Here is a 12,793-nt window from a genome sequence, read left to right on the forward strand (position 1 = left end):
AAAACGATTTTAGTTTATTTTGAACTTATGTTGCAACAAAGCTCGATTATTGGGAAACATCAAAATTTCCAAATCCATATGCACCCTTGACCTTTAAGTGAACGGAGGGTTTGTCCAGCGAAAAAAATCAGCGAACTATAGTCAAAGGAATTTCTTTTCGGCTTTTGAATTTCTTGAATAAAAATCCTACCCCCAAAACACTTACACCTAGAACAACTATAGCGGAAACACCCCATAAAATTATCCCTATATTGGACGAAAATAAACTTGCCTCATAATGGCCCGCCTCCACAAATTTATTTCCGCCAACCTCTAATGCCAAGGTATGATCATTGGCTTCATTTAAAAGAAATTGTTCTTTGCCAAAACCATCCTTAAAAAGAAATAAGGCAGTCTGATTTCTATGGATGTCCTTAAAGGCGCTATTTTTAACCAATACCGAATTTATTTCCGAAGGTATTCCGAAGACCTCGAATACCACTTTGGTTTCATGACCTAGTATAACCACTCCATTACTGAAAGAAATATCCCCACCTCCATTGAAACTGATATGGAGATTGTTTTTAATGTGTTCCAATACCATTTGCCGAAACTCATCTGGAGTTTCATAAGGTGTTTCGGAAAAATGGGTGCGTATTTCATGCTGAAAAGCGGTTAGGGAGGCACTAATCTGCAACACCCAACTATTGTCCGGTTTTTCCACCAGCATTGTAGTGGATAGATCTGCCTGATGGGCCTTAACCGCCATTGCCATAAATAGTAAACAAATGATGGAAATCCTTCTGTACATAATCCTATCTTTTATATAAGGAATCAAGTCTAAAACAAACAACTTAGTTTTGATCCTTCTCAATTAATATTAATTGGCGTAAGCCCCATTTAAACAATTAATAAAGCTATTTGATCCGGGTGCCGCTACATGATAGTGATAGCCCCTTGTTTCGTCCGAATGTCCCCTACAGTCATCCAGATCCGTAGGTTCCTCCCCATTGGCATCCAATTGGGCATAAAGGCCAAAGCCATCCATGGCATATCCTATCATAGCCGAATGCCCATCATCTTGTGCCAATTGGGTAGATACTCCGGTAGCGGCATGGTAATGATACCCTGCATTTAAATTTATATGCCCACCTGCGTCATCAAAGGGTGCCAAGGTATAGGCCCCTAAAATGGCGTCTGTAGGTGCCGGGGCATCAAAAACAACCCCATTAAAAGCCACGCCTCTTTGGGAAGGTCCGTTCCCGCCCATCCCCGGAGGGCCGAATCCGCCAAAATCCGTAGACGTCGATTGTTTAACAGGCGTAATTGGAATTAAATACTTCTGGGTTAAATCCGTAACATAGGAGGGTAAACATTCCACACAAAAATTTTCGTACTCCTCCCCTACATTAGGGTTGGCGGCATTGGCGCAATCATCTTCCGTTTCAGTGGTATATATGTCCCCATTGGCGTCGTACATTTTCCAGGTACTATCGTTATAGAAATTGGCCATATTTTCAATAAAGGCGCCGTCAACATCATAGACTTCACCATTTTCAAGCCATATTCCACCCTTATCCGCAGCATCAGAAATATTATCCGGACACCATGGTCCCATTTCATGGTCCGCGGGGGTACTGTTAGCCACAATCTGATAGCAGTCGGTAGACGTACCATCGGAAAGTGTACAGGGGACCGTAGTAACGGAAACGGATCCATTACTTGTTAGAAAGAGGGATGCATCAACATCTACAACCTTGGTCTCATCTGCGGTATCGCCATCCTTGGTTCCGTCAACAATATCAGCACTATCGTTACTGCAACTATTGCAGGAAATGAAAAGCACGGTGCAAACAAATAAAAGTGGAATTAGGTTTTTCATCATTTTTGTTTTAGAATTTTACAATTTGGGGCATATCCTAGTCGCGTTTCCTTCCTTTGGGCTTGGGAGCTTTTTCCAGTTCTTCCTTGGTGATGTAGCCATCTTCATCGGTGTCTATTTTTGCAAAATCATTTTTTAGAGGGCCTTTTATTTCCTTTTTGGAAAGTTTACCGTCCTCGTCCTTATCCATTTGCCCAAAAATTTCATCAACGGATGGCGGCTCTTTTTGCCCCTGTCCGCCCTGAGGTTGTTGTGCGTTAACATTCGCGCTAAAAAACACGGTTACCATTGCTGTTAATACTGCCGATTTTACTATCATTTTTTTCATTGTTATTGTTTTTAGAATTCACTATTTCGACTACAAAGATGGCCCATGGTTGAATACCAAATGGCTTCTTTCTGTGAACCAACGCAGGTTTTAAGCGAATAAAGTGTTACGAACGGTGAACTATAAATAATGGAGGGCCAGGAGGGCCTATTTTTGCATTGTGATGAAAATTAATTCCTTTAATTTGTAGCATGGACAGAACAAAACGATTTCTCTTTCACATCTTGCTATGGCTTAGTGTATGGCTGATGGCATGGTTGCTCATGACCGATGATGTACTTTTCCTTCAACGGAATACACTTCCATTTGTATTGCAATGTGTAGTTATTGCCGTATTGATCTATTATACCGCTCCGGCCCTTTTATTCAAAAAGAAATATATTCTATTTGTCATCATTTCCATAACTGTAATTGTATTGTGTTCAGCCCTGGTTTCAGAAACTCTTGTGGGAATTCTTGGTGGCCGGCCAACCCATATAGCAGGACCACCACCTGGAGTGCGGCCCAAGGCACCCCCCCAATTTTTAATCCATTTCCTGGTCCTGTCCATTGCCTATGTACTAGCTACTTTTGTGGAGACATTTTTGTTTGCCCAAAAGAAGGAAGAAGAGAATATTAGGAACAAGAATGAAAATTTGCAAACTGAATTAAAACTACTGAAGTCACAGATCAACCCACATTTTTTGTTCAATTCACTAAACAATATTTATGCGCTTTCGGTTACCAATTCGGACAAGACCCAACAAGGTATCAGTACCTTGTCCAATATGCTGCGTTATGTTTTGTACGAGTGTGAACAAGCTTTTGTACCCCTTGGAAAAGAGGTCGATTATATAAAGGACTATTTGGCCATGTACGTCTTAAAAAGCAGTAAAACCTATCCCATACAAACCGAATTTCAAATAAAAAACGATGCTGTCAAGGTAGCCCCCATGCTATTCATTCCCTTTGTTGAAAATGCCCTAAAACATGGTAATTTGGAAAAGATAACAGATTCTTTTTTAAAAATAAGTATCTTCTCCGACGATAAAAACATCAATTTTGAAATTGAAAACAGTATCCCCAAAGTACCAATGCAAAAAGACAACATTGGGGGAATAGGCTTGGAAAATGTAAAGAAAAGATTGGAAATACTATATCCAAAAAAGCATACCTTAAAGATCCAAAAAGAATTAACTACTTTTAAAGTTCAACTGCACATAGATCTGAATGGGAACCATTAAATGTTTAATTGTAGACGACGAAGAATTGGCACGAAGCCTCCTCAAAACCTATATTGCAAAAGTGAATTTTTTGGAATTGGTGGCCGATTTTGAAAATCCCTTGGACGCCATGAGAGTGCTTAAGGAGCAAAAAATAGATCTGCTGCTACTGGACATCCAAATGCCCGAAATTAAAGGTACAGAGTTTGCAAAAATGATTCCGCCGTCAACTCAGGTCATCTTTACAACGGCATACTCGGAATATGCCTTGGAAGGTTTTGAACTAAATGCCATAGATTATCTCTTAAAGCCTATTACATTTGAACGCTTTTTAAAGGCTGTCAACAAAATAAAGATCGACTCCCACCAGGAAGCCACAGTGGATTCAATAATCGTTAAATCGGGCTATGACCTGCATAAACTGAGGTATGGTTCCATTCTTTATATTGAAAGTGATAGCGAATATGCCATTTATCATACCACAGAGGGTAAAATTATGAGCAATCAGAGCCTTACGGCTTTGGAGAAAAAACTGCCTACGGAACTGTTCATGAGGGTGCACCGCTCCTTTATCGTAAACAAGAAAAAGGTGAGTGCCCTGAAAGGAAGGGATCTATTAATTGACAAGGTGGCCATTCCGGTAAGCGCCAGCTATTTTGAACTGGTAAAAAACAATCTCTTTTAAGCACTTTCCATTACATAAAACCAAAAATGGCAGTATTTGATGCAGTAATTTGCGTACAATTATCATGCACAAAAAGTATTCTTGAGATAAGCCAAAGATTTACTTTTGCGCCGATATCAAGTTTAAATACCGGCCCATCCAGTAGGGCAGCAACCAATAAACAGGTTCTTTTTCCTGGGCCGGATCGCCGCTATCGGCCACATAAGGGTTTTGATCCCATCGCATGGTTCGGTACTCGCTTGGTGGGCGCAAAGCCGTCTGCAGCTCCTCAAGTATAGGTTGCCGAACTACCTTAAGGTCTTCCCGTTTTGCATTGTCAATATTCCAGTCTACCAAGTCCAAAGGAGCGTCTTTTAGGAAACCTATGGAGCTATCCAACTCATCGGAACCTCCTGTTAGAAGATTATATGTAAAATTGATCATAGGGCTCTTTGCCCTTTTATGTTTGTTGAACCATTGCTCCAAATGGGCCTGATACTCCCTTTTCAATACCGGATCCTCTTCATAGTTAATTAGGGTTGGATACATATACAGCGATAAAAAGATATCAAAATAGGTCTCCCAGGAAGGATTGGTATTGTGCAAGGTTTTTGCATTGTCCAAATACCCCTCTTCCTCTATCAACTTCAAATATTCCTTTTGATACCTGTCCTTTTGGGTAATGTGATGGGCAAACTTCAAAAAAGCCAACAACTCCAATGAGTTCAAGGCCCTTTCGGGCGCCCAATCGGGATTGTGGTTCAGAATGTCCGGGGACCATACGCCCCATTTGGTATGGGTTCCATCCACATCTACCAAATTAAAGTCGTTTTTTATTAGATGGTCCATAATTTTGCTAAAATGATCTGCTATCCGTTTTTTTTCCTTGGCATCGGCCACTAGGTTATAATAACAATAATAGCCGAATAAATGCCCTGAGATCTCATCGCTACTGGTATCGCCCTTCCATTTCCATTTGCCGTCCTTGGAAACATGCCAACGTTTTTCTACTGGTTTTTGCCTTGGATTATCAATTATTTCATCGGCCAGTTCACGATCGGTGTAAGTGCGGTTCATATCATGGGATTTCTCCCATGTGGCCGGAATTATGGTTCTTGCGAAAAAGCCATCAACACCGGTTACTTCCCTTAAAAAATGTAAGAAATCAAAGGCTTTTTTGGCCCGTAATCTTGCCTCTGGATTTTGGGTGGTTGCATACCTAAAGGATTCCATGGCCAGATAATTGGAGGTAAACTCCCCGTCATTATCGTCATCCTCCGGTTGAATGGTGGTGGTATCACCTGGAACCACCAATTTGGATCGGGCTATAATCCATGGTTCCCTTACATGGCGCCGTATCAGTTTATCATAAAAAAAGTCGGCCTTATCTTCAAGTGTCATCTGTCTGTTCTTTATGGCACTTACTCCATTGGCCGTAGCGACCCATGCATTTCCCTGCTGATCGAAAGCGATATCCCTAACCTCGTTGGATACCAACCAACGTCTGCCCAATCGAACGGAATACTCCTTTTCTCCAGGGACAAATCTTGTAATTCCATATTGGGTTCCCACCCACATCTTCCCATCAGGCCCTTTTGCGACCGTAGTTACATTGGCATTGACAATCCCATCTTCCGGCCTTTTTTCACCAATTTTTTCGATTTTATTCCTAATGGATACCCCTCCCAAACCACCTATCCACAAATTTCCCTTTTGGTCAAAATCCATTCCCCTAACATAAGCACTGATCAAATCCTCGTTTCCCTGATATGCCGTTGTTTTTTCGGCGTTACAGTGGTATAGACCCACGTCCGTACCTATCCAAAGTCCGCCATTATGGTCAGACAGCACGGTCCGAATACTACTTGCAGTACTATAATCCTTTTTTGACCATTTCCTATCTTGGTACAACCATATTCCATAAGGCCCCAAGGCATATACACCCTCTTTTGTGGATACCAGTTTGGCAATAGGTGGCTTGGGACCTTCCATTTTCTGGATGTCGCCAGTCCCACTCCTATAAACTCCGTTCCAAGTGGCCATCCAAACATTTTGATCTTTATCAATCTCTACGTCATAGGCCGGACCTTGGTTATCCCCGGCAATGACAATCTTCCATTCCCTGGAACCATCTTCCTTTTGATAAATCCCACTTTTGGTAGCAATCCAGACACTTCCATCCATTTGGGGCTGTATGGCCCTAACATTGTTGGGGCCTTCACTGTTGTCGGCAACCATAAAGGCCTCATGATATTCCTGGACAAATGGTTTATCCACATAAGTAGTGCCCAGGTTTACACTTGGTTTGTGCCCTATACTTTTGTTTTGGGAAAAGGTCAAAATGGGAATAAAAAAAAGAAAGAAAATGGCTTTGTTCATATTAATTGGCTGACGGGTTTGGCCGTTAAAGTTAATCTAAGCTAAGGATATATGCCAGAATCAATTTAAACCTTCCAAAACGAATACCAAATATGGATGACCATACAACCTATGCAAAACTTGTTCACTAGTAAAGGAATAATAAAATAGGATTGAAACAGACATTGGAACTCCCCCCTTTAAAAATCACCCCACAGACTGGGCAACATTTATAAAGACAATTAAATTCCGCTCTTTAAAACCTCCTTTTTCTTTCTTGCATAGTATCGGCCTCGTTTAACGTAGTAGGACCCCACGGGAGCGGCATTATCTCCGAATTCCTTCCTAATATAGGTGAGGATCTGGGCTATTTCTTCGTCTTCCAAGTAGTCTACTGCCGGCATTACCCCGTCAAAGGACTTGCCATTCACCTCAATAGGCCCACTTAAGCCACTCAACACAACATCTATAAGTCTTTCCTGGTCCCCTTTGACCCATTCGGAACCGGCGATAGGCGGAAACCTGCTGCCATCTCCCATCCCATTTGCCATGTGACAGGATCCACAGTATTTATTATACAATATTGCTCCTGCCTCGGCCCTAAGCGGTGTAAGGTCATCCTTAATTTCATCGGGTGTTTTTATATGTGGTAAATTTTTGAGTCCTTCCATTTGAACAAGTTGGTCCCTACCAAAATTTTTCTTGTCCCCTTTGTACATTACCCTCCAAATTTTTCCATGTTCACTTTCGCTTATATACAATGAACCATCCGGCCCCATGGCAATACCCATTGGCCTGTACCCTGCATCGTCGGTATCAACTATTTTATCGACCTGTGTAAAGCCATCGGCAAAAACTTCCCATTCGCCAGCTTGCCCATTTTTAAATGGGACAAAACCAATAAAGTAGCCCGCTTGAGGAAAAGGAGCTCTAATGGTGGATCCATGAAAGGCTATAAAGGCGCCATTTTTATAATGCTCAGGGAATTGATCTCCCCGATAGAAATGTAGGTCATTGGGGGCCCAATGTCCGGGAAAACCAATAATTGGCTGCTCGTATTCTGCCCCGTTGCCCTCTTTTTTACCATCTCCCCCATATTCCGGATTGAGTAATTTTTTGCCCTGCATATGATCATAGTAATAATACGGCCACCCGGCATTGGCCCCATCCTTTACTTTAAGAAATTCCTCGGAGGGAAGCATGGCACTTTGCCATGGGGAGTAATACTCGGGCCAGTTACGGTTCATATTGTCCCTTCCATGCTGCAGTGCATACAAGGTATCATCGTAATGGTTCCAATCCATTCCCACAACACTTCTAATTCCAGTTGCATAACGGTATCCGCCCTTTTGTGTCTGGCCGGGCTTATTGGCGTCGAACTGCCATATACCGGCATGCCATTCCAATTCTGGACAAGGGTCCTGCCCAGGTGCTCCGGGCATTCTATTCCGTTCCTTTGATTGGCAAACATCTCCGGGGGAGCCGAAGGGAACATACATATGACCATTCCGATCAAAAGTTAGAGGTTTGGCGATATGGGAATAGCCATAAGGGGAATCTTGATAGTTATCCGTGAGCATGATTTCCGGTTCACTTTCCGGTATCAACTTACCCCTAGTAAGTTTTTGTCTATATACCGTACTGGCCGTACTGTAATATAAATAATCCTTATAGATCCGCATCCCGGTGGCATAATACCCACGTTGATCAAACACCCCAAACCGTTCCATTTGGTCTACTTTTCCATCATTATCGGTATCGCGCAGACCCATATTTTCACCTTCTTCATGGGCAAATCGCATTTTTATATATACATCACCGTTGTCATTTACCGCAAGATGCCGGGCAGGTCCTATACTGTCCACCACCACAACGGCCTCAAAACCTTCCGGAAGCACCAATCCCCCATTATCAGGATCTCCTGGTGGCAGCTTCTTTGTACATTGCATCAAAACGCCCGAAAACAGCAACATAAGCAAAATGCTTTTTAAGCGAAGGAGAACTTCCATTTCTTTATATTTCCTATTCGGTACCGAAAAATTTAAATCCATTTTTGGGAATAATTAATATACTAAGGATTGGATGACGTTAGATGTATCCATTTTTGCTTAAACTAAGCGCACATGAAATCTTTTTTTTTGACATAAATAGCTGATTCCCAAATCGAACAACTCCTCCTAAGCTAATCAAATTTGTTTAAATAATTAAGTGGCTTGAAATTATTTTTAGCGGATGATGGCAATTTTGGATTCGAACAACTTAAAATGCTTACCGATCCAGTGGATTGCAAGGAAAGTTCTGTATCCCTTGCTATTTTCACAAGGAGTATTCTTTTTAACCAAATAGGTTTGCTCAATAAAATAACATAAGCGGCCATTTAATTGAGCGTAAGACCGAGTTCCTTTGAGGCAAAACATCTCCCATTAAAAGTTTATCGGCCTGCATACCGAAAAGGCATTTAGGGGATTATCCAAAAGGGCAGGCAAGGCCTTTATAACCGGCCCAGGAACAGCCTATATCTTCATCTTTCCAGCTCACAATTTATCCTGAACCATTGTTGCCTCTCTTACCTCCCAAAATTTGGTCCACTTGCAAATGAAGGCTTATATCTGTATACTCCCGGAAGCATCCTTGACCAATCCAATGGCAGGTATGGCAATTTAAAACCGACCTAAATTATCCGTTATTTTTATAACTTTGTCCGTATGGATAAAATAACCCAAATTCCCGCTAGTTTTATAGAGAAAAACACAAATTTTTCCAGCCTCGTCAATGTGCTAAAGGCTGCATTTATGGACCAGGACACCATAGTGCCCATGAGACATCATCACGATTTTCCCAATCCTGAAGTAAAAGAGGATTCAACCTTGTTATTGATGCCTGCTTGGAACCCTGGAAAACAGGCTGGGGTAAAGATTGCCACTGTGAGCCCCAAAAATGGTCAGTTTAACCTCCCGGCCATTCAAGGGACGTATATTTATTTGGATGCCTTAAAAGGCAGCATCCTTGGGATTCTGGAGGCCAAGAGCTTAACTGTAAAGAGAACGGCCGCAGCCTCTGCTTTGGCATCACAATACTTATCCAGGGCAAATTCCAGTTCCCTATTAATGATTGGCACGGGTGCCCTTGCCCCCAATTTAATATTTGCCCATGCCAGTGTACGCCCATTAAAAACGGTGTATGTCTGGGGTAGGGATTATGCCAGGGCGATGGATATTTGCGAAAAGCTACAAAATGCACCCTTCCATATCCAACCTATAAAAGACATTGAGGATAAAATTTCTGAAGTAGATATTATATCCTCGGCCACTTTGTCCAAAACACCCCTTGTTTTGGGGAAATATCTAAAACCTGGACAACATGTGGATTTGGTAGGAGCCTATAAGGTAGATATGCGGGAGGCTGATGACGAAACAATTAACAAGGCGGAAGTATATATAGATACTTATCAAGGTGGCTTAAAAGAAAGTGGGGACATCGTTATACCATTAAAAAGTGGGGTTTTGAAAGAGGCGGACATTAAGGCCGATTTATTTGAGCTCACTTCCCAAAAAAAACACGGTAGGAGGAACGATAGGGAAATTACAATGTTTAAGTCGGTTGGACATGCCTTGGAAGATTTAGCCGCCGCCACCTATTATTACAACATGTACCAAAACAAACCATAAAGTTATAAGCATGCATTGGCTAAATGCAATGCCTAACAAATTTGTAAAGTATGTCCGTTTTTGATATTAAAAAATTCAAAAAACTACCTTCGTAAAAACGGCAATGAACAAGTTAACCTTTACGATCCTATTTTTAGCATTGGCACTTTCGGGCTTATTGAAAGCCCAAAAGTTACCCCTTCCTGCTCGTAGCAGTGATGCCATTTCGGGCAGCGCTTTTAAATATCAGATTGAAACCTTGAGCGTGGAGAACAGGGAAAAGCAAATTTACCGACAAATTTTGAACGGAAATGTACCTAATTTTTTACGTGAGCTGAGTCCCATTTCATTTTCTAGAGGCCTAAAGGATTCAACTTATATAGTTACCTATTTTGTACTGCCGGATTATTTGGCTATTGGCTCCGATACCGATTATTTCCTAACACCAATGACCCCTATATTGGCCCAGAGAATAGCAAAGGCCATTGGTTTCACCCTTCCTACCAAGCAGATGGTAGATCAAATATGGAGCAACGCTTCATTAAAATTGCCCCCGTCGCCCATTCCTCCCAGTCCACAAATGACAACAATTCCTGTAATGTGGGAACATAATATATTATTAAAAAGGCAAAGGAAGAAAGCCCTTGATCAGGCTCCTATGGGTGTTTTGGTGGCGGGACATAAAAAGGATGTTATTATCTCGAACAAAATCTATAAAAATCCGTCCCCGCCGGTTGTTATTTATGGCTGGCATTACCAAAATGGAACTCCCATCCAACCCGTTTATGCGGGTCACAGCGAAACATATGCCGACTACAGCCATGGTATCCGTTTGGTTCAGGACAGCGCCTTGATCAATAATAAGGTCCAACTTATAACAACTGTTCTTCAAGATGTTGACAGATATTCTTTATTCAGTGATGAAGGAGTAATGGAGAAACCATCCTACCCTTTGATAGAAGATCGGCAGTAAATTCAATTCCAAATATTATTGGGTTGTATTCATATAATCCTGCCAAATTACCAGGACATACTTGTCTTTACCCTTATCCGTCAATTTCAAAAAACCATATTCATAAACAAAGAGGTAGACGTCTCCTTTTTGGTTCTTCCAATAATGGGTGAAAAATTTTGGATCGAAACCTTCTTCCATAAGTTCGGATCTTCTAATAGTAGTATAGCCCGATCTGTTATATTTCTTAAGAAGTTTCCTATTTATTTTCAATTGCCTATCCACCTTCAGGTAAAAAGCTTCGGTTTGCTGTCGATTTTCATATTGGTTTATGGACCTGCATTTGGTGGAGCAAAATATCTTATCGGACCGTCCTTTTACCAAAATACTGCAGACAGGACATCTTCTCTCATTATCCATTTGTACGCATATATTATACACATAATATACGATTTAAATTTTGTTTTTTAATTAAACTTGCTACATGAATCCCTTTAAATCCATAACGCTTTACCATCTTATGATCCACGATCAAAAGATGATAGGCATTAAGTTTTCTCCAGACAAGCTTATACAGGGGTTGATAAAAAGTCTTCCCAACCCCAAATGGAGCGAACAGTATAATATGGCCTATATTCCCAACACCAAGGACAATCTTGGTATCATTTTCAACACTTTTAGAGGAGTCGTCTGGATCAATTACAACAGGTTCCTATCCAATAAACCGCTAAATACGGGCAATGAATGTGTTGATGTAGAGTGGTTCAGAAAAAGAAAACCCATCCCCGAATACAGGTTCTGTCCGGAAGAATATCTACTAAAACTGGAATTAAAAAAATATGCCAATAACACGGTTCGTACTTATGTGCATTTTTTTGAACTTTTCATCAATCATTACAAGGAAAAAAACCTGAACGCCATCGATGAAAGTGACATACGGGCATTTCTTCAAAAACTAGTACAAAAAAATGTTTCCAATTCCTATTTAAATCAGGCCATTAATGCCATAAAATTCTACTATGAGGTAGTGCTGGGAATGCCCAATCGATTCTATGAGATTGAGCGACCTAGGAGGGAATTTAAACTTCCCACAGTGATTTCGAAAGAAGAAGTACTTTCCATTATTGAAAACACCAATAACCTAAAGCATAGATGTATCATAAGCCTGTTGTACAGTTCAGGTCTCCGTCGCAGCGAATTGTTAAACCTAAAACTGGAAGATGTAGACAGTAAACGTATGTTGATCAGAGTACAGGGTTCGAAAGGCAATAAAGACCGACATACCCTTTTATCACAGACTGTTTTGGAAGATCTGCGTTTATATTTTAGGGAATGGAAGCCTCGCGAATATTTGTTCGAAGGCCAGAGAGGCGGTAGGTACAGTGCTCAAAGTGTACTTAAAATTGTTAAAGAGGCAGCATTAAAAGCTAAAATAAAACAATCCGTGACCCCACATGTTTTACGACATAGTTTCGCCACCCATCTATTGGAGTCTGGGGTGGATCTCAGACAAATACAAGTGCTGTTGGGACATGGATCCAGCAAGACGACGGAAATATATACCCATGTAGCAACAAATACTTTTAAAAATATAAAAAATCCACTAGATTAGTGGTGTAGACAAAATAGGAATATACACACTAGTGACTATATACAATTGTTGAACTAAACCTTCGGTAACCTTTTCAGCTAGATTTCGTAAATTATATGGATTAATCTAAATCTAAAATTTATGTATCAAAAAAAAGTGTGCAATCCTGCACCGAACTGGCAAAAAGTAC

General features: G+C 41.0%; 12 protein-coding genes. 6 read left to right on the forward strand and 6 right to left on the reverse strand.

Features of this window, described 5'->3' with window-relative positions:
• Positions 1–127: 127 nt before the first annotated feature.
• The 3 genes from QSE00_RS22695 to QSE00_RS22705 all read right to left on the reverse strand — a co-directional run bounded on the left by QSE00_RS22695 (position 128) and on the right by QSE00_RS22705 (position 2,189).
• On the reverse strand, positions 128–790 hold the full coding sequence (locus QSE00_RS22695) for a hypothetical protein (RefSeq protein ID WP_286107631.1): 663 nt from the start codon (positions 788–790) through the stop codon (positions 128–130).
• A gap of 69 nt (positions 791–859) precedes the next feature.
• On the reverse strand, positions 860–1,864 hold the full coding sequence (locus QSE00_RS22700) for a YHYH protein (protein WP_286107632.1): 1,005 nt from the start codon (positions 1,862–1,864) through the stop codon (positions 860–862).
• Between the two features lie 34 nt (positions 1,865–1,898).
• Complete coding sequence (locus QSE00_RS22705; RefSeq protein ID WP_110358369.1) at positions 1,899–2,189, reverse strand: EF-hand domain-containing protein; 291 nt, start codon at positions 2,187–2,189, stop codon at positions 1,899–1,901.
• A gap of 191 nt (positions 2,190–2,380) precedes the next feature.
• Here QSE00_RS22705 and QSE00_RS22710 point away from each other — a divergent pair, with 191 nt between their 5' ends.
• Complete coding sequence (locus QSE00_RS22710) at positions 2,381–3,412, forward strand: sensor histidine kinase (protein WP_286107633.1); 1,032 nt, start codon at positions 2,381–2,383, stop codon at positions 3,410–3,412.
• Positions 3,399–4,076 (forward strand): LytR/AlgR family response regulator transcription factor, encoded by a 678-nt coding sequence (locus QSE00_RS22715; protein WP_110358367.1) that lies wholly within the window; start codon positions 3,399–3,401, stop codon positions 4,074–4,076. The genes QSE00_RS22710 and QSE00_RS22715 overlap by 14 nt, the downstream gene beginning before the upstream one ends.
• 99 nt (positions 4,077–4,175) lie before the next feature.
• Here QSE00_RS22715 and QSE00_RS22720 read toward each other — a convergent pair whose 3' ends face one another.
• Together QSE00_RS22720 and QSE00_RS22725 are read right to left on the reverse strand one after the other, a co-directional pair.
• Positions 4,176–6,434, reverse strand: a complete 2,259-nt coding sequence (locus QSE00_RS22720) for a ligand-binding sensor domain-containing protein (RefSeq protein ID WP_286107634.1) — start codon at positions 6,432–6,434, stop codon at positions 4,176–4,178.
• A gap of 221 nt (positions 6,435–6,655) precedes the next feature.
• Positions 6,656–8,464, reverse strand: coding sequence for a c-type cytochrome (locus QSE00_RS22725; RefSeq protein ID WP_286107635.1), 1,809 nt, complete (start codon positions 8,462–8,464; stop codon positions 6,656–6,658).
• A 162-nt stretch (positions 8,465–8,626) separates the two neighbouring features.
• Here QSE00_RS22725 and QSE00_RS22730 point away from each other — a divergent pair, with 162 nt between their 5' ends.
• The 3 genes from QSE00_RS22730 to QSE00_RS22740 all read left to right on the forward strand — a co-directional run bounded on the left by QSE00_RS22730 (position 8,627) and on the right by QSE00_RS22740 (position 11,033).
• Positions 8,627–8,782 carry a hypothetical protein gene (locus tag QSE00_RS22730; protein ID WP_286107636.1) on the forward strand — a complete coding sequence of 52 codons (156 nt, stop codon included), beginning with the start codon at positions 8,627–8,629 and terminating at the stop codon, positions 8,780–8,782.
• A 336-nt stretch (positions 8,783–9,118) separates the two neighbouring features.
• Positions 9,119–10,081 carry a bifunctional Delta(1)-pyrroline-2-carboxylate/Delta(1)-piperideine-2-carboxylate reductase gene (gene lhpI, locus QSE00_RS22735; protein WP_286107637.1) on the forward strand — a complete coding sequence of 321 codons (963 nt, stop codon included), beginning with the start codon at positions 9,119–9,121 and terminating at the stop codon, positions 10,079–10,081.
• Between the two features lie 103 nt (positions 10,082–10,184).
• Positions 10,185–11,033, forward strand: a complete 849-nt coding sequence (locus QSE00_RS22740) for a hypothetical protein (protein WP_286107638.1) — start codon at positions 10,185–10,187, stop codon at positions 11,031–11,033.
• A gap of 15 nt (positions 11,034–11,048) precedes the next feature.
• On the opposite strand, the gene QSE00_RS22745 is transcribed toward QSE00_RS22740, so the two are convergent.
• Positions 11,049–11,432 (reverse strand): hypothetical protein, encoded by a 384-nt coding sequence (locus QSE00_RS22745; protein WP_110358362.1) that lies wholly within the window; start codon positions 11,430–11,432, stop codon positions 11,049–11,051.
• A gap of 64 nt (positions 11,433–11,496) precedes the next feature.
• Between QSE00_RS22745 and xerA the strand changes: the two genes are divergently transcribed.
• The gene (gene xerA, locus QSE00_RS22750; protein ID WP_286107639.1) at positions 11,497–12,624 is read left to right on the forward strand and encodes a site-specific tyrosine recombinase/integron integrase; all 1,128 of its coding nucleotides are present in this window, start codon (positions 11,497–11,499) and stop codon (positions 12,622–12,624) included.
• The last annotated feature ends 169 nt before the right edge of the window (positions 12,625–12,793 follow it).

It is taken from the genome of Arenibacter flavimaris, assembly GCF_030291335.1.
Taxonomy (GTDB): Bacteria; Bacteroidota; Bacteroidia; order Flavobacteriales; family Flavobacteriaceae; genus Arenibacter.

Coding starts and splice junctions, on each gene's coding strand:
- QSE00_RS22695 (WP_286107631.1), bottom strand. CDS start 790: ATGTACAGAAGGATTTCCATCATTTGTTTACTATTTATGGCAATGGCG.
- QSE00_RS22700 (WP_286107632.1), bottom strand. CDS start 1,864: ATGATGAAAAACCTAATTCCACTTTTATTTGTTTGCACCGTGCTTTTC.
- QSE00_RS22705 (WP_110358369.1), bottom strand. CDS start 2,189: ATGAAAAAAATGATAGTAAAATCGGCAGTATTAACAGCAATGGTAACC.
- QSE00_RS22710 (WP_286107633.1), top strand. CDS start 2,381: ATGGACAGAACAAAACGATTTCTCTTTCACATCTTGCTATGGCTTAGT.
- QSE00_RS22715 (WP_110358367.1), top strand. CDS start 3,399: ATGGGAACCATTAAATGTTTAATTGTAGACGACGAAGAATTGGCACGA.
- QSE00_RS22720 (WP_286107634.1), bottom strand. CDS start 6,434: ATGAACAAAGCCATTTTCTTTCTTTTTTTTATTCCCATTTTGACCTTT.
- QSE00_RS22725 (WP_286107635.1), bottom strand. CDS start 8,464: ATGGATTTAAATTTTTCGGTACCGAATAGGAAATATAAAGAAATGGAA.
- lhpI (WP_286107637.1), top strand. CDS start 9,119: ATGGATAAAATAACCCAAATTCCCGCTAGTTTTATAGAGAAAAACACA.
- QSE00_RS22740 (WP_286107638.1), top strand. CDS start 10,185: ATGAACAAGTTAACCTTTACGATCCTATTTTTAGCATTGGCACTTTCG.
- QSE00_RS22745 (WP_110358362.1), bottom strand. CDS start 11,432: ATGGATAATGAGAGAAGATGTCCTGTCTGCAGTATTTTGGTAAAAGGA.
- xerA (WP_286107639.1), top strand. CDS start 11,497: ATGAATCCCTTTAAATCCATAACGCTTTACCATCTTATGATCCACGAT.